Raw genomic sequence first — 19605 nt, 5'->3', positions numbered from 1 at the left:
CGGTGGCCGGCGACAAGCAAGCGGAGACCACGGCGCCCGCCGAGGCGCGGGAGCAGCACGCGCAGCTCGCTGAGCAGATCGAGGAGCACCGCTTCCGGTACTACGTGAAGGACGCTCCCGTCGTCAGCGACGCGGAGTTCGACCGGCTCCTGCGCTCCCTGGAGGCGCTGGAGGACGAGTATCCCGATCTGCGCACGCCCGACTCGCCGACCCAGAAGGTCGCCGGTGCGTACGCCACCGAGTTCACGGCCGTCCAGCACCGCGAGCGCATGCTCTCCCTCGACAACGCGTTCGACGATGCGGAGCTGGCCGCCTGGGCGGATCGCGTCGCCAAGGAGGTCGGCACCTCCGCGTACCACTTCCTGTGCGAGCTGAAGGTCGACGGCCTCGCGGTCAACCTCACCTACGAGCACGGCCGTCTGACCCGGGCGGCGACCCGCGGCGACGGCCGCACCGGCGAGGACATCACCCCCAATGTCCGTACGATCACGGAGATCCCGGACCGCCTGGACGGCGACCGCGTCCCCGACCTCGTGGAGATCCGGGGCGAGGTCTACTTCCCGATGGAGAAGTTCGAGGAGCTGAACGCCCGGCTCGTGGAGGGCGGTGACAAGCCCTTCGCCAACCCGCGCAACGCGGCGGCGGGTTCGCTGCGCCAGAAGGACCCGCGCATCACGGCCACCCGCCCGCTGCACATGGTGGTGCACGGCATCGGCGCGCTGGAGGGCTTCCAGGACGGCCTCGGCCGACTCTCCGAGGCGTACGACCTGCTGCACTCCTGGGGCCTGCCCACCGCCAAGTACAACAAGGTGGTCGACGACCTCGACGGCGTACGGGAGTTCATCGCCTACTTCGGCGAGAACCGCCACTCGGTGGAGCACGAGATCGACGGAGTGGTGGTCAAACTCGACGAGATCCCGCTCCAGGGCCGGCTCGGCTCCACCTCTCGCGCCCCCCGCTGGGCGATCGCGTACAAGTACGCGCCCGAGGAGGTCAACACCAAGCTCATCAACATCCGCGTGGGTGTGGGCCGCACCGGCAGGGTCACGCCGTACGCGCAGGTCGAGCCGGTGACCGTCGCGGGCTCCGAGGTCGAGTTCGCCACCCTGCACAACCAGGACGTCGTCAAGGCCAAGGGCGTGCTCATCGGGGACACGGTGGTGCTGCGCAAGGCCGGTGACGTCATCCCGGAGATCCTCGGTCCGGTCGTCGATCTGCGCGACGGCACGGAACGGGAGTTCGTGATGCCGTCCGAGTGCCCCGAGTGCGGCACGCCGCTGCGGCCGATGAAGGAGGGCGACGTCGACCTCCGCTGCCCGAACGCACGTGCGTGCCCGGCCCAGCTGCGCGAGCGCCTGTTCTACCTCGCGGGGCGCAAGGCGCTGGACATCGAGCACTTCGGGTACGTGGCCGCCGCGGCCCTCACCAAGCCGCTCGAGCCGTCCGAGCCGCCACTGAAGGACGAGGGCGACCTGTTCGACCTCACCGTCGAGCAGCTGCTGCCCATCAAGGCCTACGTCCTCGACCAGGACAGCGGTCTGCCCAAGCGGGACCCGAAGACGGGCGAGGAGAAGGTCGCCACGGTCTTCGCCAACCAGCAGGGCGAGCCCAAGAAGAACGCCGTCGCCATGCTGGAGAACATCGCCGCGGCCAAGGAGCGCCCGCTCGCCCGCGTCCTCACCGGGCTGTCGATCCGTCACGTCGGCCCGGTGGCCGCCGAGGCGCTGGCCCGCGAATTCCGTTCGATCGAGCGCATCGAGCAGGCGAGCGAGGAGGAGCTGGCCGGTACCGACGGGGTCGGGCCCATCATCGCCGCCTCCCTCAAGCAGTGGTTCACCGAGGACTGGCACCGCGAAATCCTCCGCAAGTGGAAGGCCGCCGGCGTCCGCACGGAGGAGGAGGGCTCCGGAGAGGACGAGGGCCCGCGCCCCCTGGAGGGGCTCACGGTCGTCGTCACCGGCACCCTGGAGCACTTCACCCGAGACGGGGCCAAGGACGCCCTGCAGAGCCGGGGGGCGAAGGTGACCGGTTCCGTCTCCAAGAAGACGTCGTTCGTCGTCGTGGGCGAGAATCCCGGCTCGAAGTACGACAAGGCCATGCAGGTGAAGGTCCCCGTGCTCGACGAGGCCGGTTTCGGCGTCCTGTTGGAGCAGGGACCGGAAGCGGCGGCAGAAGTCGCGCTTCCGACCGAGGAGTAGCGGTCCAAGGTCACCCGTTCGGCGCATACCAGATGCATACGGGTGGCCGGGTCGCATTCGGGCAACCGTCGACGACCGCTGCCCGTGGAAGCCTTCTGCGGCCTACTGTTGAGGTGCGCGCCTGCCGTGCCCGGGGGCGTGGTGGGTTTTCGGACGCGGTGGTCTGACGGTCTGTCGGGCCTCGGACCGCGTGGCGTGGGCACCGCCGGCTGTGAGAGGGACGGGAATGGAACCGACCGAGAGCGCCGCTCCGGACTCACGGCTGCCCCTGTGCCGGATAACCGGCGCCTGGCGGGCCGGTCGCCGGACAGCGAGGCCGTCGGGGCGCGCGGACATGCACCCGTCGAGCGTCGTGCCCGGGATCCTCCCCGGCACCGGACTGGGGCCGGGGGCCCCCGCCGGAGCGGTACCGCCGATCGCGGCGCACGTGGTCGGACTGCACGGACTGCACGACCAGGACGGCGAGGAGCACAAGTCCTGGCCCGCGCTGCCCGTCGTGATCATCGCCGCCGCCGGCCTCGTCCTCGGGGCCGGCTTCTATCACGCGTTCGACGGACATCACGCGCTCTTCCCCGCCGGCACGGTCGGCTGGTCGCTCGCCGTGCTCACCGGCGTCATCGTGGGCCACCTGGTGGCGCTCGGACGCGCCCGCTGGTGGGGAGGCACGGGCTCCGGCGCCGCCCTGACGCTCGCCGTCCTGCTGCTGTACGGCTGGGTGCCCGCCGGTCTGGTGAGCCTCACGGTGGTCGTCCTGGTCGGCATCGCCCGGCCCGGCCGCTGGCGCCAGGGCATCCTGCAGGGCGCGGTCGACATCCTCGGCCTGGGCGCCGGAGCACTCGTACTGGCTCTTTTCGGCAGCGTGCCGACCGTCGAGACGCCCTGGGACCCGCGGAACTGGACCGCCTACGCCGTGCCCGAGGTCCTCCTCGCCGCTACCGCGTACCTGGCGGTGACCCGGCTGCTGCTGCGGTACCTGCACGCGCCGCACACCGACGGGCTGCCCGCCTTCGCCCGCCCGGCGCTGGTCCGCCAGGGCCTCGTGGCCGTCGCGCTGCTCGGCATCGCGCCGCTCATCTGCGTGGTGGCCGTGGCGCTCCCGATGCTGCTGCCGCTGTTCGCCATACCGCTCGTGGCCCTGGACTCCACCCTGTGGATAGCCCGCGCCCGTGCGGAGGAGCAGTTGCGCGATCCCCTGACCGGGCTGCCGAACCGGCAGTGGCTGCTGGCACGCACCTGGACCGCGCTCGACGACGCCGAGCGTCTCGGGGCCCGCGCCGCGCTGATGCTGATAGACCTCGACCGCTTCCGGTCGGTGAACGACACACTGGGGCATCTCGCCGGCGACCGACTGCTTCTGCAGATTGCGGAGCGGCTGCGGCTGGCGCTGCCGCGCGGGGCGGAGGCCGCGCGGCTCGGCGGAGACGAGTTCGCCGTGTTACTGCCCGTCGCGGACTCCACCACGTCGGCGTCGCGGGCGGCCCGCAATCTGGTCGCGGCCCTCAGCTCGCCGCTCGATCTCGACGGGCTCACGCTCGTCCTGGAGGCCAGCGCCGGGGTCGCCGTGTTCCCCGACCACGCGCTCGACGCGGAGGGCCTGCTGCGCCGTGCCGACGTGGCGATGTACCAGGCGAAGCGGGACCGCACGGGCGTGGAGGTGTACGAGTCCAAGCGGGACTCGAACACCCCGGACCGGCTCGGGCTGCTCGGAGATCTGCGGCGTGCGCTGGACGCGCACGAGGTGCAGCTGCACTACCAGCCGAAGGTGCGCTTCGACGGACATGTCGCCGGGCTCGAGGCGCTCGTGCGGTGGGTGCATCCCGAGCGGGGCAGGGTGCCCCCGGACGAGTTCATCGCCATAGCGGAGTCGTCGGGGCTGATGCCCCATCTGACGGAGTACGTGCTGGAGACGGCTCTCGGGCAGGTGGCGCGGTGGCGTGCGCAGGGACTCCAGGTCCCGGTCGCCGTCAACGTCTCGCCGCGGGACGTCCACACCCCCGGTTTCGCCGGCGCGGTCGCCGCCCGGCTGGCGCGGCACGGGGTGCCCGCGGGGGCCCTGCAGCTGGAGATAACGGAGCACGTGCTCCTGGAGGACCCGCAGCGGGCCGCGGACACCCTGGCCGCGCTGGCCGGGCACGGGGTGAAGATGTCGCTGGACGACTTCGGCACCGGGTACTCGTCGCTGGTGCATCTGCGGCGACTGCCCGTCAGCGAACTGAAGATCGACCGCTCGTTCGTGGCACGGCTGGCGGTGGACGCCGAGGACGCGGAGATCGTGCGCTGCACGATCGACCTCGCCCATTCGCTGGGCCTGCTCGTCATCGCCGAGGGCGTCGAGGACGACGAGACCTGGGAGCGGCTGCGTGACCTGGGATGCGACGCGGTCCAGGGCTGGCTGGTCGCCGCCGCGATGCCGGCCGAGGAGACCACGGCATGGCTGCTCGCGCGCGGCGCGCGTGGCTGGCGGCGGCCCCGTGCGGCCCTTCCCGCGGCGACGGGTGACGAGTAGCCGGTCCCGCCCCGGGCGGAACCGGACCCTCGGCGCGGCGGGCCACGGGCAAACCCAGGCGCGGGCACGGCGACCGGCGCCATAGGATTGGCCCCAAACCACACACTCTCACCCCAGAGGATCGCTGCATGCCTGGCATCACGCGCGAGGAGGTCGCCCACCTCGCCCGGCTGGCGCGTCTGGAGCTGAAGCCCGAAGAGCTCGACCACTTCGCAGGCCAGCTCGACGACATCATCGGCGCGGTCGCCCGCGTCAGCGAGGTCGCCGACCAAGACGTACCGCCGACCTCTCACCCGCTGCCGCTGACGAACGTCATGCGCCCGGACGAGGTCCGTCCGTCGCTCACCCCCGAGCAGGCGCTGTCCGGCGCCCCGGCCCAGGAGCAGCAGCGTTTCAAGGTGCCGCAGATCCTGGGGGAGGAGTAGACCGACATGACGGACAAGAACAGCATCATCCGGCTCACCGCCGCCGAGACCGCCGAGAAGGTCGCCTCCGGCGAGCTGACCGCCGTCGAGGTCACCGAGGCCCACCTCGCCCGGATCGAGGCCGTCGACGAGAAGGTGCACGCCTTCCTGCACGTGGACCGCGAGGGCGCGCTGGCCCAGGCCCGCGCCGTCGACGAGAAGAGGGCGCGGGGCGAGAAGCTCGGCCCGCTCGCGGGTGTACCGCTCGCGCTCAAGGACATCTTCACCACCAAGGGCGTGCCCACGACCGTCGGGTCCAAGATCCTCGAGGGCTGGATCCCGCCGTACGACGCGACCGTCACCAGGAAGCTGAAGGACGCCGACGTCGTCATCCTCGGCAAGACCAACATGGACGAGTTCGCCATGGGGTCGTCGACGGAGAACAGCGCCTACGGCCCGACCGGCAACCCCTGGGACCTCACCCGTATCCCCGGTGGCTCCGGCGGCGGCTCCAGCGCCGCGCTCGCCTCCTTCCAGGCGCCCCTGGCCATCGGCACGGACACCGGCGGTTCCATCCGCCAGCCCGCCTCCGTCACCGGCACGGTCGGCGTCAAGCCGACGTACGGCGGGGTCTCCCGCTACGGGATGGTCGCCTTCAGCAGCAGCCTCGACCAGGGCGGACCCTGCGCCCGTACGGTCCTGGACGCCGCCCTTCTGCACGAGGTCATCGGCGGACACGACCCGCTCGACTCCACCTCCATCGACGCCCCGGTCCCGCCGGTCGTCGAGGCCGCGCGCAACGGCACCGTTCAGGGCATGCGCGTGGGTGTCGTCAAGCAGTTCCGCGGCGAGGGCTACCAGGCCGGTGTCATCCAGCGGTTCGACGAGTCGGTGGCCCTCCTCAAGGAGCTGGGCGCCGAGATCGTCGAGCTGGACTGCCCGTCCTTCGACCTTGCGCTGGCCGCGTACTACCTGATCGCACCGAGCGAGTGCTCCAGCAACCTGGCGCGCTTCGACGGTCTGCGCTACGGGCTGCGCGTCGGCGACGACGGCACGCGCTCCGCGGAGGAGGTCACCTCCATCACGCGTGCGGAAGGGTTCGGCGCCGAGGTCAAGCGCCGGGTCATGCTCGGCACGTACGCCCTGAGCTCCGGCTACTACGACGCGTACTACGGGTCCGCGCAGAAGGTCCGTACGCTCATCACCCGGGACTTCGAGAAGGCCTTCGAACAGGTCGACGTGATCGTTTCGCCGACGACCCCGACGACCGCCTTCGCGATCGGTGAGCGCGCCGACGACCCGATGGCGATGTACCTGGCGGACCTGTGCACCATCCCGGTCAACCTGGCGGGCAACGCCGCCATGTCGCTGCCCTGCGGTCTCGCACCGGAGGACAACCTCCCGGTGGGCCTGCAGATCATCGCTCCGGCGACGAAGGACGAACGCCTCTACAAGGTCGGCGCCGCCGTCGAGGCCGCCTTCGTGGAAAGGTGGGGGCACCCGCTTCTCGAGGAGGCTCCGTCGCTGTGAGTACGGCACTGTCCAAGGCCAAGGGCTTCAAGAAGTCCAAGTCCGGTATGTACCTGTCCATGGCCACCACCGCGTTCGGCGCGCTCGGTGTCGCGAAGCAGGCCAAGAAGGCCCGCCTCGAGCACGACACGCTGCGCCTGATCGACGCGGCCGTGTCCGCCGCCGCCATCGTCACCGGCCTCGCGATCCTCTACCGCGAGCTGAAGCGGCTGGGCGACGACGACGTCCTGCTGGGCTGAGAGGGAAGTTTCACCGTGACCACCATGACCGACCTGGTGTCGTACGAGGACGCACTGGCCTCGTACGACCCTGTCATGGGCCTCGAGGTCCATGTCGAACTCGGCACCAAGACCAAGATGTTCTGCGGCTGCTCCACGACGCTCGGCGCCGAGCCGAACTCGCAGACATGCCCCACCTGCCTCGGTATGCCCGGCGCGCTCCCCGTCGTGAACACGATCGGCGTGGAGTCCGCGATCCGGATCGGTCTCGCGCTGCACTGCGAGATCGCCGAGTGGTGCCGCTTCGCCCGGAAGAACTACTTCTATCCGGACATGCCGAAGAACTTCCAGACCTCCCAGTACGACGAGCCGATCGCCTTCAACGGCTACCTCGACGTGCAGCTGGAGGACGGCGAGACCTTCCGTGTGGAGATCGAACGCGCCCACATGGAGGAGGACACCGGCAAGTCGACGCACGTCGGCGGTGCCACCGGCCGCATCCACGGCGCCGACCACTCCCTGCTGGACTACAACCGCGCCGGCATCCCGCTGATCGAGATCGTCACCAAGCCGATCGTCGGCGCGGGTGAGCGTGCGCCGGAGGTGGCGAAGGCGTACGTGCGCGAGCTGCGCGAGCTCATCCGGGCCCTCGGCGTCTCCGAGGCCCGCATGGAGATGGGCCAGATGCGCTGCGACGTGAACCTGTCGCTGATGCCGAAGGGCTCCGAGAAGTTCGGCACCCGCTCCGAGACGAAGAACGTCAACTCGCTGCGTTCCGTCGAGCGCGCCGCCCGCTTCGAGGTCCAGCGGCACGCCGCGGTGCTCGACGGCGGCGGAAAGGTGATCCAGGAGACCCGCCACTTCCACGAGGACACGGGCACGACGACCTCGGGCCGCACCAAGGAGGAGGCCGAGGACTACCGGTACTTCCCGGAGCCGGACCTGGTGCCCGTCGCGCCCCCGCGCGCGTGGGTGGAGGAGCTGCGCGGGTCGCTGCCGGAGCTGCCCCTCGTGCGCCGCACGCGGCTGCTCGAGGAGTGGGGCATCTCCGCCACGGAGATGCAGGCGATCCTCAACGCCGGTGCGCTCGACTCGATCGTCGCCACCATCGAGGCGGGCGCCGACGCGGCCTCCGCCCGCAAGTGGTGGATGGGCGAGCTCGCCCGCCACGCGAACGAGGCCGGCACGACTCCGGACGAGCTGTCGATCACGCCGGAGCAGGTCGCCCGGGTCTCCGAGCTGGTGGCCTCCGGTGATCTGAACGACAAGCTCGCCCGCCAGGTCATCGAGGGCGTGCTCGCGGGCGAGGGCACGCCGGACGAGGTCGTCGACAAGCGCGGGCTGAAGGTCGTCTCCGACGAGGGCGCCCTGACCTCCGCCGTCGAGGAGGCCATCGCAGGCAACCCGGCGATCGCGGACAAGATCCGCGGCGGCAAGGTGGCGGCGGCCGGTGCCCTGGTCGGCGCCGTCATGAAGGCCACCCGGGGGCAGGCCGACGCCGCGCGCGTCAAGGAGCTGATCCTGGCGAAGCTGGGTGTCAGCGAGGGCTGAGACCAACCGCAGAAGCGTACAGGGGCGGTCCATCTCTGAGATGGACCGCCCCTGTGGCGCTTACCGAAACCTTATACAGCAAGGAAACCGCGCAGATTGTTCCCGTGAATCGTTTGCCGCCTTGTGACGAAGCCCACGAAAGCGACAAACGATCTCCTCCGGCTGCCAGAGTGATGGGGATTGCTCATGCGTTCTTTCCGGGTCGTTCAGTTCATCGACGACTTTTCCCGGACAAAGATCCACGAACCACTCCCAGGGAGCACGTCCGTTGGCAGAGCTCGCACGCTGGTGTGTACGCCACCGTCTCGGCACCGTTCTCCTCTGGCTGGTCGCCTTCGCCGGTGTCACCACGGCCTCCACCGTCGCGGGCACCGCGTACTCGAGTGACTACGGCATCCCCGGCACCGAGTCCCATCGTGCCGCCGGGCTGCTCGAGCGGGGTTTCCCCGGTCTCGGCGGCGACAGTGACACCGTCGTCTGGCAGACCGGTGCGGAGGGCGTGCGTGCCGCCGACGTCGAGCAGACGATGACCCGCACCCTGGACCACATCGCGGACCTTCCCGGCATCGCCGCCGTCACCAGCCCCTACAAGGACGGCCACACCGACCAGATCAGCCGGGACGGCCGCACGGCGTACGCCACCATCACCTTCGAGCGGTCGGCCGAGGACATCGGCAAGGGCGAGGCCAAGGCCGTCGTCGACGCGGCCGAGTCCGCCGAGACCGACGGCCTCAAGGTCGAGCTGGGCGGCAGCGCCGTCGGGGCCACCGAGGCCAAGGGCGGCCATCTCGCCGAGATCGTCGGCGTGGCCGTCGCCGCCCTGGTGCTCTTCCTCGCCTTCGGCTCACCGGCCGCCTCCCTGCTGCCCATCGCCACCGCCCTGACCGGGGTCGGCACCGCGTACGCGGGGATCGGGCTGCTCGGGCACGCGATGACCGTCGCCGACTTCGCGCCCATGCTCGGCATGCTGATCGGGCTCGGCGTCGGCATCGACTACGCGCTGTTCATCGTCACCCGGCACCGGCGCAGCCTGAAGCGCGGTGTCCCGGCGGACGAGGCCGCGGCGGGCGCCGTCGCCACCACCGGACGGGCCGTGGTGTTCGCGGGTGCGACCGTGTGCATCGCGCTCCTCGGCATGCTGATCCTGCGCCTCGGATTCCTCAACGGCGTCGCGATCGCCGCCAGCCTGACCGTCCTGCTCACCGTCGCCGCCTCGGTGACCCTGCTGCCCGCGCTGCTGTCCTTCATCGGCCCGCGCGCCCTCAGCAGGCGTGAGCGGCGCAGGCTGCAGGAGCACGGGCCGGGGCCCGAGGTGCCGACCGGGCTCTCCGCCCGCTGGTCCGCGTTCGTCGAACGCCACCCGAAGAAGCTCGCTGTCGTCGCCCTGGCCGTGATGGCCCTGCTCGCGCTGCCCACGCTCTCCCTCCACCTCGGCACCTCCGACCAGGGCAACGACCCCAAGGCGTCGACCACCCGGCAGGCCTACGACCTCATGGCGCAGGGCTTCGGGCCCGGCGTCAACGGCCCGCTCACCCTGGTCACGCAGGTGGGAGGCGCCGAGGACAAGCTCGCGCTCGACAATCTGGACAGCACCCTCGCGGCCACCCCGGGTGTCGCCTCGGTGACCCCGGCGACGTACAACGGCGGCGGGGACACGGCCTACCTCACCGTCGTACCGGACTCCGCGCCGCAGTCGCAGCAGACCAGTGAACTGGTGAAACGGCTGCGCTCCGAGGTGCTGCCGCGCGCCGAGCAGGGCACGAACCTCGATGTGCACGTCGGCGGCATCACGGCCGTCTACGACGACTTCGCGAATGTGATCGTCGGAAAGCTGCCGCTGTTCGTGGGTGTGGTGATCGGCCTCGGCTGTGTGCTGCTGCTGCTCGCCTTCCGGTCCCTCGCCATCCCGCTGAAGGCGGCCGTGATGAACCTGGCCGCCGTCGCCGCCGCGTTCGGCGTGGTCGTCGCGATCTTCCAGTGGGGCTGGGGGAGCGAGCTGCTCGGCCTCGGCCGGGCGGGGCCGATCGAGCCCTTCCTCCCCGTGATCATGGTCTCCGTGCTCTTCGGGCTCTCCATGGACTACCAGGTGTTCCTGGTCAGCCGCATGTACGAGGAGTGGCTGGAGACCGGCGACAACCGGCGCGCGGTGCGGGTGGGCCTCGCCGAGACCGGCCGGGTGATCAACTCCGCGGCCGTCATCATGATCTCCGTCTTCCTCGCCTTCGTGCTCAGCGGCGACCGTGTGATCGCCATGTTCGGCATCGGGCTCGCCTCGGCCGTGGCCCTCGACGCCTTCGTACTGCGCACCCTTCTCGTCCCCGCCCTGATGCATCTGCTCGGCGGCGCCAACTGGTGGCTGCCGACCTGGCTGGAGCGCAGGCTGCCGCGGCTGTGTATCGAGCCGGCGGAGTGCCGTGCGACGATTCCGGAGCAGCGCGCCGGCGAGACCGTGCCGGCGGGCGTGGGGGCGAAGGAGCAGCGCGAGGATGTACGCGATATCCCTGGGTGACGACGGGGCCGAACTGCGTCCGCTGGAGCCGTGGCACGCCGAGGAGTTCCTGGCGCACCTGGACCGCGGGCGGGACTTCGTCACCGAGCACATCCCGTTCGGGTCGGGCGCCACGGACGTGGGCTCCGCCAAGGAGATCCTCCAGTCGTACGCCGACAAGCGCGCCGCCGACGGGGGCAGCCTGCACGGGCTGTGGCTGGACGGGAAGCTGGTCGGGGGCGTGCTCTTCCGCGTCTTCGACGCGGCGGGCGGCAGCTGCGAGGTCGGCTGCTGGCTGGAGCCCGCCGGGACCGGACGGGGTCTGGTGACACGCGCGATGCGGGTGCTCATCGACTGGGCGATTGACGAGCGCGGCATCCACCGTGTGGAGTGGTACGCGTCGTCGGCCAACATTCCGAGCATCAACGTGGCACGGCGGCTGGGCATGAGCCGTGACGGCGTGCTGCGGCAGAGACACCTCTACCGCGGCGTACGCCAGGACACCGAAGTGTGGTCGGTGCTCGCGCCCGAGTGGCGGGCGGCACGCGCGCAGGACGCCCGCGACGATCATTAAGAGACCTCTCAGACAGCGTCCGTACGGTGCGAGGCATGGGAACCAAGACAGTTGACGAGGCCGGGATCGAGACCGGCGCCGAGACGACGAACGACGAGGACAAGGTGAACGCCACCGAGGCCGTGAAAACCGCCGGCGACACGGGCGAGGAGCCCGGGAACGAGGTCGTGTCCGAGGAGACCGCCTCCGAGGAGACCGCTCCCGAGGAGACCGCCTCCGAGGGGCCGTCGGGGGTGGGACAGGGCGCCGGAGCGGTGGTGTCCGCCGGCCTCGGCGTCGTCTCGCTGACCGGCAGCTGGGTGGGCACCGTGGCCGCCGCCCGCGAGACGCTCGTGGGCCAGCTGCAGACCTCGTCCTCGGCGAGCGTCGCCAAGCAGATCCAGGCGGTGTACGGCGACGCCTGGCAGGCCACCGCGCTGTGGGGCGGCGTGTTCGCCCTGGCCGCGCTGCTGGTGGGTGTCGTGGTGCTCGCCCGCCCGGCGTTCGGCGCGCCGGGCCGGCCGCAGGCGCCGTGGATCAAGTCGGCTGCCTGGGCCGGTGTGGCCCTGGGCGTCGTCGGCCTGCTCCTGGCCGTCCTCAAGTACACCGACGTTCTGCTCGGACTGCCGTCCGCCGGCTGAGCCGGGACGGACCTTGAGGGGTCCTAGGGCCTGCGTCGCATCCTTACGCAGGCCCTGGGACCCCCTCCGTGTGTCTAAGGCCCCGGCGCACCGCGGAAGATGCGGAACCCTCCCGATGCGGCGGAACCCCCTGGGGGACGAGGGTTGAGGCCTCGCAACGAGCGAGGTCGCCCATCGACTCGTCCTGGGGGAAGAACCGTGTTCGAGTACGAACTGCACCGCATCCGTACCGCCGAGCTGATCCGCGAGGCGGAGCGTTACCGGCTCGGCCGGGAGGCACTGCGCGGGCGCCGCGTCGCCCGCAGGGCCGCCCGGGAATCCGAAGGGGAGGGCCGGGACCACGGCCACGACCGGCATCGGTCACGGCGTGTGCCCCGCACCGCGTGAACGCGCGGCGGGAGGGCGGCGACCTGCGCGCCGCGCTCCCCGCGGACGGCCGCACGGGAGACGGCCGTCCGTATCCCGAGAAGCCCGCGAGGACCCGGGCGGCCGGCCCGGGCAGTGCCCGGTCGGCGAGCGGCTCGACCGCCCGGGCACCACGGCAGCCGACGCCCCCGGCCGCGACCGGCTCCGGGTCCACGACCGCGGCTGTTCCCGAAGGGCATGCGGCGACGCCGAAGCCGGCCGACGGCGATGCCGTGTCCACCGCGGTCCCGGCGCCGGACGCCCCGACGGCCCGCGCCCGGGCCGGCCGGAGCGCCGAACCGGGGGAACCGTCCGCGGTGCGTGCAACGCCGCACACCCCCGCCTCCGATCCGCAGGCGCAGGGCAGCGGGTCCCGCCTTCAGGTCCCGCGGTCCCCCGTGCCGGACGGGCAAGCGGCGATATTCGGTGCCGGACTGTCGGACGCCCGTGTCATCCTCGGGAGCGTGGAGACCAGGTCCGTGAGTCCCGTGTTCGTCGGTCGCGCCGAGGAGTTGACGGCGTTGCAGGACGCCCTCGTCCGCGCCGGCGGCTCCGGGGCGCCGGATGACGGCGGAGAGCCGCAGGCGCTGCTCGTCGGGGGCGAGGCCGGCGTCGGGAAGACGCGGCTGATCGAGGAGTTCGCGGCCGCGGCGACGCGCGCGGGCGCCGTCGTCGCGCTCGGCGGCTGCGTCGAGATCGGCGCCGACGGGCTGCCCTTCGCCCCGTTCTCCACCGCCTTGCGGGCGCTGCGCCGGCAGCTCCCCGAGGAGCTCGCCGCGGCCGCCGCCGGACAGGAGGAGGAACTGGCACGGCTGCTGCCGGAGTTGGGTGAGGCGCGGCGCGGCCCGCGGAACGACGAGGAGGGCATGGCCCGTCTCTTCGAGCTCACCGCCCGGCTGCTCGAGCGGGTCGCCGCCCGCCGTACCGTCGTCCTCGCCCTGGAGGACCTGCACTGGGCCGATGCCTCCACCCGCCATCTGCTCGCCTATCTTCTCCGCACCCTGCGCAGCGGCCGCCTGGTCGTCGTCGCCAGCTACCGCTCCGACGACATCCACCGCCGCCACCCCCTGCGCCCCCTCCTCGCCGAACTCGACCGCCTCCGCACGGTCCGCCGCATCGAGCTCGGCCGGTTCAACCGGGCGGAGGTGGAGCGCCAGATCGCCGGCATACTCGCCGCCGAACCCGACCCCGCCCAGGTCGACGACATCTTCGCCCGGTCCGACGGCAACGCCTTCTTCGTCGAGGAGCTGGCGGTGGCCTGCTGCGAGGGCTGCTGCGGCACCGGCCTGACCGACTCCCTGCGCGACCTGCTCCTGGTCCGCGTCGAGAAGCTGCCGGACTTTGCGCAGCGCGTCGCCCGGATCGTCGCCGAGGGGGGCTCCACCGTGGAGTACCCCCTCCTCGCGGCCGTGGCCCGGCTCGCGGAGGACGATCTCATCGAGGCCCTGCGTGCCGCCGTGGGCGCCAACATCCTCCTCGCCACGCCCGACGGAGACGGCTACCGCTTCCGCCACTCGCTGGTGCGCGAGGCGGTCAGCGACGACCTGCTCCCCGGCGAGCGCTCCCGCCTCAACCGGCGGTACGCCGAGGCACTGGAGGCCGACCCCTCACTCGTCCCGGCCGACCAGCGCGCCCCCCGGCTGGCGAGCTACTGGTACCACGCGCACGACGCCGCAAAGGCCCTGCCCGCGGTCCTCGACGCCGCAGTCGAGGCCCGCCGCCGGCACGCGCACGCCGAGCAACTGCGCCTGCTGGAACGGGCGATGGAGCTGTGGGAGGTCGCCCCCGCCGACGTGCGGGCCGCGCTGCGCCCGCTCGACTACGCGGAGGCGTATCCGGCCTGCGGCTGCGATCCGGCGACCACCCCTCTGCGGTATCTCGATCTGATGGCCGAGGCGGCCGTCGCGGGCCGGCTCAGCGGAGAGCGCGAGCGCGCCCTGAAGATCACCAGACGGGCCCTGCACCTTCTCGAGGAGGACGACGACCCGCTGCGTGCCGCCTGGTTCTGGGTGCAGCGCTCCCGGCTGGTCCAGCACACGGCCCGCGGCGACGGCTGGAAGGAACTCACCACCGCTCAGGAGCTGGTGCGCGGACTGCCTCCGTCGGAGGTGCACGCCGAGGTGCTCGCCGCGGTCGCCAGCTGGTCGATGGCGCACGTCCCCGGCCCCGAGGCGCTGTCGGCCGCCGAGCGCGCCGTGGAGTACGCGCGGATGGTGGGCGCCCGCGACATCGAGCTCAACGCCCGTCTCACCCTGGGCGGCCTCCTCGTCGAGGCGGGCGACATCGACGCCGGGCTCGTGGAGATGCACGAGGTCAAGGAGGAGGCGGCGGCCCTCGGCAACACCTATGTGGCGGGACGCCTCCATGTGAACCTGCCGTCCTACCTGGAGAGCATCGGCCGGTCCAAGGAGGCCGTCGAAGTGCTCCGCGAGGGTCTGGACCTGACCCGGAGGCTGGGTCTGACGGACTCCGAGGCCTGGGTGTGGGGCAATCTCGGGGAGTCCCTCACCTCCCTCGGCCGCTGGGACGAGGCCGCCGAGGCCGCGACGGCCTCCGAGCGTGTCGGCCAGAGCGCCAAGCCCCGCGGCTTCCGCGCCACGATCCACACGATGCTCGCGCTGGCCCGCGGCGACCTGCCCGAGGCGGAGCGCCAACTGGCCGCAGCCCGCCAGTACTTCGGCACCCACGACACGATGGCGCAGCACGAACTGCCGCTGGTGCGGGCCGCCGTCGGGATCGCCGCCGCCCAGGGCCGCCTCGACGACGCCCGCGCCGCCCTCGACGGCGCCCTGGTGACGGGTTTCCCGCCGGGTACTCAGCGCTACGCCTGGCCGTTGCTGCTCGCCTCGGCCACGGCGGAGGCCGACTCCCTGGGCCTGCCCGCGGCCGAGCCGGGCCGCATCGAGGTACTGGAGCGGATCCGCGACACCGCCAAGACGCTCACCACGAACGTCCCGGTGTGGCAGGCGTACGAACGCTGGGTCCGGACCGAGGTGCTGCGCGCCCAGGGCTGCGGTGCGCCGCGCGACTGGTGGGAGGTCGCCACCGCCTTCGAGGCCCTTGACCGCCCGTACGACCTGGCCCGTGTCCGTCTGCGTCTCGCGGAGTCGCTGCTGGCCTCGGGCAGCGGCGAGGACGAGCGCGAACGGGCCGCGGAGCTGTTGCGGCTGGCCGCCGCGGTGGCCGACCACCTCGGCGCCCGGCCGCTCGCCGAGTCGGTGGCCCTGCTGGGACGTCGTGCCCGGCTCGCCCCGGCGTCCGCGGCGCGGCCCCGGGTGGTGGACCCCGTTGAGTCCCTGGGGCTCACGAACCGGGAGCGGGACGTGCTCCGGCTGGTCGCCGTCGGGCGCAGCAACCGCCAGATAGCCGAGGAGCTGTTCATCTCCCCGAAGACCGCCAGCGTCCACGTCTCGAACATCCTGGCGAAGCTCAACGTCTCGGGCCGTGGCGAGGCCGCCGCGCTGGCGCACCGGCTGAGGCTGTTCCCCGCGGAGCCCGGGGACCGGCTGACGGCGGGATGACCCGGGGTGCCGTTCTACGACACCTCGACCTCCAGGATCCGGTCGTCGGTCCTGGACGGGGTGCCACGACCGTCCGTGTTGCTCGTGGTGAGCCAGAGCTTGTTGCCGCCGGCCGGGACCACCGTACGGAGACGGCCGTAGATGCCCTTCAGGAAAGCCTGCGGCGGTGCCGAGGACTCCGTGCCCTTGAGCGGGATGCGCCACAGCCGCTCGCCGCGCAGGCCCGCCATCCAGACGGAACCCTCCGCGTAGGCGATGCCGCTGGGGGATGCCTCGTCGGTGTGCCACTGGACGATCGGGCTGTGGAACTCGGGATCGGTGGACTTCCCCTCGGCGATCGGCCAGCCGTAGTCGTCGCCGGGCTTGATCGCGTTCAGCTCGTCCCAGGTGTCCTGCCCGAACTCCGAGGCGAACAGCCGCTGTTTGTCGTCCCAGGCGAGCCCCTGGACGTTGCGGTGGCCGTAGGAGTAGACGACCGAGTCCCCGAAGGGGTTACCGGGCGCGGGTTCGCCCTCGGGGGTCATGCGCAGGATCTTGCCGCCCAGGGAGGCGCGGTCCTGGGACAGCCCCCGGTCGCCCGACTCGCCGGTTCCGGCGTAGAGCATCCCGTCCGGGCCGAACGCGATCCGGCCGCCGTTGTGGATCGTTCCCTTCGGGATGCCCTTGAAGACCGTGTCCGGAGCCCCGAGCTGTTCACCGGACGGCTTCCTCGTGTCGTACAGCATGCGCACGATGCGGTTGTCCGAGTCCGTGGTGAGGTACGCGTAGACCAGGTGGTCCGAGGCATGGTCGGGGGAGAGGGCGATGCCGAGCAGTCCGCCCTCGCCGGCCGCGGAGACACCGGGCACCGAGCCCAGGAGCGTCTTCTTCCCCGTCCTGTCGTCGATCCGCGTGATCGTGCCGTCGTCGCGGTCGGCGAGCAGCAGTCCGCCGCCCGGCAGCGGTGCGAGGCCCCAGGGCGTCTTGAGGTCCGCCGCGACGGTGCGCACCACCCGGACCGATCCGGTCGTCGGCGGGGTGTGCTCGACCGCCTCCCGGGAGCCCGAGGGCCCCGGTGCCGTACTGCTCGAGGAGACGCTCCCACCGACCGGCGTGTCTCCGCCACCGGAGGAGCAGCCCGCCGCCAGCAGCAGCGCGGACGCGGCCAACGCGGTTGTCACAGCTCGACGTTGCACGATCACGGTCCCTTCGACGCGGTGCCCTTTTCCTTTCCTACACCGCTCGGGCCCCGGACGGTTCCATGCCGCCCCGATCGGACGCGTGGCGCACACGCGCCTGGGGCGGGACCAGGGCTCAGTCCCACGAGCCCTGGGCCGCCGGCAGGTCCGCCACAACCGAAAGGTCCTCCGGGCTCAGGCGCAGTCCGGGCGCGGCCGCGTTCTCCGTGACCCAGCACTCCTGCTTGGCGCCCGGTACCGGCACCACATGAGGCCCCTGTGCCAGGACCCAGGCCAGCGCCACCTGGGCGGGGGTGACGTCCTCCCCGTGCCGGCGCGCCACCTCCCGGAGACCGGCCACGATCGGCTGGTTCTCCGCCATCATCTCGGCCGTGAAGCGCGGGTGCCGGGCACGCAGATCGTCGGGCTCGAAGCCTTCGCCGGGGGTCAGGGTGCCGGTCAGGAACCCGTTGCCGAGCGGCATCGCGGCCAGGAAGCCGACCCCGCGCGCCGCGCACCACGGCAGCAGCGCGTTCAGGGCCTCCGGCGACCACACCGACAGTTCGGCCTCCACCGCGCTCACCGGGAAGACCTGCTGCACCCGCTCCAGCTGCCGGATCGTGTCGTCGTACAACCGGGCCCCGGACCGCCGTCCGCCGCGCACACCCATGGCGCACAACCCCAGCGCCCGGACCTTGCCGGCGCGTACCAGCTCAGCCATGGCGCCCCAGGTCTCCTCGACGGGAACCTCCGGGTCCGCGCGGTGCAGTTGGTAGAGGTCGATGACGTCCGTCTGCAACCGGCGCAGCGACGCGTCGCAGGCACGTCTCACATAACCGGGGCGGCCGTTGGCCACGATGTGCTGCTCGCCCACCAGCAGGCCGACCTTGGTCGACACGAAGGCCTCGGCCCGCCGCTCCTTCAGAACCCGGCCCACGAGCAGTTCATTGGTGAACGGCCCGTACATGTCCGCCGTGTCGAGCAGCGTGCTGCCCAGATCCAGCGCCCGGTGCACCGTGCGTGCGGACTCGTCGCCGCGCTGCCGAGAACCGGAGTAGGCCCAGCTCATCGGCATGCATCCGAGTCCCACCGCCCCCACTTCGAGCGTTGCCGCGCCGATCGTCCTGCGCTCCACCTGGCCGTGCCCTCCCTTTCCTGGCACCCCAACCTAACGAATGCGGCGGCGGAGGCTTCGCATAGCCTCCTGGGCATGACTGTCGAGGTTTGGCTTCCGTTCCGCACCGACGAGATCGAGGGGCTGCCGGAGGGCCTCACGTACCGGTACTGGGACGGCGGCCCGGATTATCCCGCGGACCCGGCCGACTGCGCGTTCTACGCCGTCCCCTACATGAAGGGGAGTGAGGTCGCGGTGCGTCCGATGGCCGCGATGACGTCCGTCCGTGTCGTGCAGACGCTCTCCGCCGGCGTCGACCACGTCGAGCCGGGCCTCTCCCGGCTGCCCGAGGGCGTACTGCTGTGCAACGCCCGCGGGGTGCACGACGCCAGTACCGCCGAACTCGCCCTCGCCCTGATCCTGGCGTCGCTGCGCGGGATCCCCGACTTCGTCCGGGGACAGGACCGGGAGGAGTGGCGGGCCGGATTCCGTCCCGCCCTCGCCGACAGGTCGGTCCTCATCGTCGGCTACGGGGCGGTGGGCGCCGCCGTCGAGGACCGGCTCGTGCCGTTCGAGGTCGCGCGGGTGGCGCGCGTCGCGCGCCACGAGCGCGAGACGGAGCGCGGGCACGTGCATCCTCTCTCCCGATTGTCCGAACTTCTTCCCGAAGCCGATGTGGTGGTGATCGTCACGCCGCTCACGGAGGGGACGAAGGGCATGGTCGACGCCGGCTTCCTGGCCCGTATGAAGGACGGGGCGCTGCTGGTGAACATGGCGCGCGGAGCGGTGGTCGACACCGGGGCGCTGCTGGCCGAGGCGGAGACCGGCCGCCTGATGGCCGCCCTCGATGTCACGGATCCCGAACCGCTGCCGAAGGGGCACCCCCTGTGGCATGCGCCCGGCGTGCTCATCAGTCCGCATGTCGGCGGCCCCACCTCGGCGTTCTGGCCCCGCGTCAAGCGTCTCCTCGGCCTGCAGCTGAACCGTTTCGCGCAGGGGGAGCCGTTGCAGAACGTCGTGTTGAGGACCGGGGCCTAGCGCTGCCGGGAGCGCGGGCACCAAGGAGTTCCGGGCCGTGCGCGCGGTCCGGGCGGTGCGGGAATCGGGCCAAAGCCGCCGACCGCGCACAGGCCGTACGCGGTCGCACGACCGGCGCGTACATCGCTCGCCGTTCGCTCCGCGTCCGCTTCCGGCACACTCCGCAGTCCTTCGTGCGCGTTACGTGCCCGAATTCTCGCCGATCGTCACTGAGCGTAGAGGAACTATGTCCCTGAGTGACGAGGCTGGTGTATCGTCCCGACAGGGGCAGCGCCGTGCAC

General features: G+C 71.8%; 14 protein-coding genes. 12 read left to right on the top strand and 2 right to left on the bottom strand.

Annotated features, from left to right (window positions below; all coding sequences use genetic code 11):
* Positions 1-2 precede the first annotated feature (2 nt).
* The 11 genes from ligA to ACSHXN_RS13590 all read left to right on the top strand — a co-directional run bounded on the left by ligA (position 3) and on the right by ACSHXN_RS13590 (position 16015).
* On the top strand, positions 3-2198 hold the full coding sequence (ligA, locus tag ACSHXN_RS13640; protein WP_383357095.1) for an NAD-dependent DNA ligase LigA: 2196 nt from the start codon (positions 3-5) through the stop codon (positions 2196-2198).
* A 226-nt stretch (positions 2199-2424) separates the two neighbouring features.
* The gene (locus ACSHXN_RS13635; protein ID WP_355131763.1) at positions 2425-4704 is read left to right on the top strand and encodes a putative bifunctional diguanylate cyclase/phosphodiesterase; all 2280 of its coding nucleotides are present in this window, start codon (positions 2425-2427) and stop codon (positions 4702-4704) included.
* Positions 4705-4832: 128 nt separating this feature from the next.
* Complete coding sequence (gene gatC, locus ACSHXN_RS13630) at positions 4833-5129, top strand: Asp-tRNA(Asn)/Glu-tRNA(Gln) amidotransferase subunit GatC (RefSeq protein ID WP_004925108.1); 297 nt, start codon at positions 4833-4835, stop codon at positions 5127-5129.
* A gap of 6 nt (positions 5130-5135) precedes the next feature.
* Positions 5136-6638 (top strand): Asp-tRNA(Asn)/Glu-tRNA(Gln) amidotransferase subunit GatA, encoded by a 1503-nt coding sequence (gene gatA, locus ACSHXN_RS13625; protein ID WP_355131764.1) that lies wholly within the window; start codon positions 5136-5138, stop codon positions 6636-6638.
* The gene (locus tag ACSHXN_RS13620) at positions 6635-6877 is read left to right on the top strand and encodes a hypothetical protein (protein WP_355131765.1); all 243 of its coding nucleotides are present in this window, start codon (positions 6635-6637) and stop codon (positions 6875-6877) included. The genes gatA and ACSHXN_RS13620 overlap by 4 nt, the downstream gene beginning before the upstream one ends.
* Positions 6878-6892: 15 nt before the next feature.
* Entirely contained in the window at positions 6893-8407 is a 1515-nt protein-coding gene (gatB, locus tag ACSHXN_RS13615) for an Asp-tRNA(Asn)/Glu-tRNA(Gln) amidotransferase subunit GatB (protein WP_355131766.1), read from the top strand.
* A gap of 268 nt (positions 8408-8675) precedes the next feature.
* Complete coding sequence (locus ACSHXN_RS13610; protein ID WP_356111063.1) at positions 8676-10916, top strand: MMPL family transporter; 2241 nt, start codon at positions 8676-8678, stop codon at positions 10914-10916.
* A complete protein-coding gene (locus tag ACSHXN_RS13605) occupies positions 10894-11469 on the top strand; it encodes a GNAT family N-acetyltransferase (protein ID WP_355131768.1) in 576 nt (191 codons plus the stop codon). Before ACSHXN_RS13610 ends, ACSHXN_RS13605 begins: the two co-directional genes overlap by 23 nt.
* Before the next feature lie 35 nt (positions 11470-11504).
* A complete protein-coding gene (locus tag ACSHXN_RS13600) occupies positions 11505-12089 on the top strand; it encodes a hypothetical protein (protein ID WP_355131769.1) in 585 nt (194 codons plus the stop codon).
* Positions 12090-12287: 198 nt separating this feature from the next.
* The gene (locus ACSHXN_RS13595) at positions 12288-12476 is read left to right on the top strand and encodes a hypothetical protein (RefSeq protein WP_355131770.1); all 189 of its coding nucleotides are present in this window, start codon (positions 12288-12290) and stop codon (positions 12474-12476) included.
* A 470-nt stretch (positions 12477-12946) separates the two neighbouring features.
* Positions 12947-16015, top strand: coding sequence for a helix-turn-helix transcriptional regulator (locus tag ACSHXN_RS13590; RefSeq protein WP_438306458.1), 3069 nt, complete (start codon positions 12947-12949; stop codon positions 16013-16015).
* A gap of 14 nt (positions 16016-16029) precedes the next feature.
* Here the strand turns inward: ACSHXN_RS13590 and ACSHXN_RS13585 are convergent, their stop codons facing one another.
* Together ACSHXN_RS13585 and ACSHXN_RS13580 are read right to left on the bottom strand one after the other, a co-directional pair.
* A complete protein-coding gene (locus ACSHXN_RS13585; protein WP_438303173.1) occupies positions 16030-17196 on the bottom strand; it encodes a PQQ-dependent sugar dehydrogenase in 1167 nt (388 codons plus the stop codon).
* A gap of 112 nt (positions 17197-17308) precedes the next feature.
* Positions 17309-18307: an aldo/keto reductase gene (locus ACSHXN_RS13580; RefSeq protein WP_355131772.1), complete on the bottom strand. Its 999-nt coding sequence runs from the start codon at positions 18305-18307 to the stop codon at positions 17309-17311.
* 75 nt (positions 18308-18382) lie between these two features.
* Between ACSHXN_RS13580 and ACSHXN_RS13575 the strand changes: the two genes are divergently transcribed.
* Positions 18383-19324 carry a 2-hydroxyacid dehydrogenase gene (locus ACSHXN_RS13575; RefSeq protein ID WP_438303172.1) on the top strand — a complete coding sequence of 314 codons (942 nt, stop codon included), beginning with the start codon at positions 18383-18385 and terminating at the stop codon, positions 19322-19324.
* The last annotated feature ends 281 nt before the right edge of the window (positions 19325-19605 follow it).

It is taken from the genome of Streptomyces sp. HUAS TT11, assembly GCF_051553595.1.
Lineage (GTDB): Bacteria > Actinomycetota > Actinomycetes > Streptomycetales > Streptomycetaceae > Streptomyces.
The sequence above is the reverse complement of the archived record's forward strand: the minus strand, read 5'-3'. Positions and strand labels throughout refer to the sequence as shown.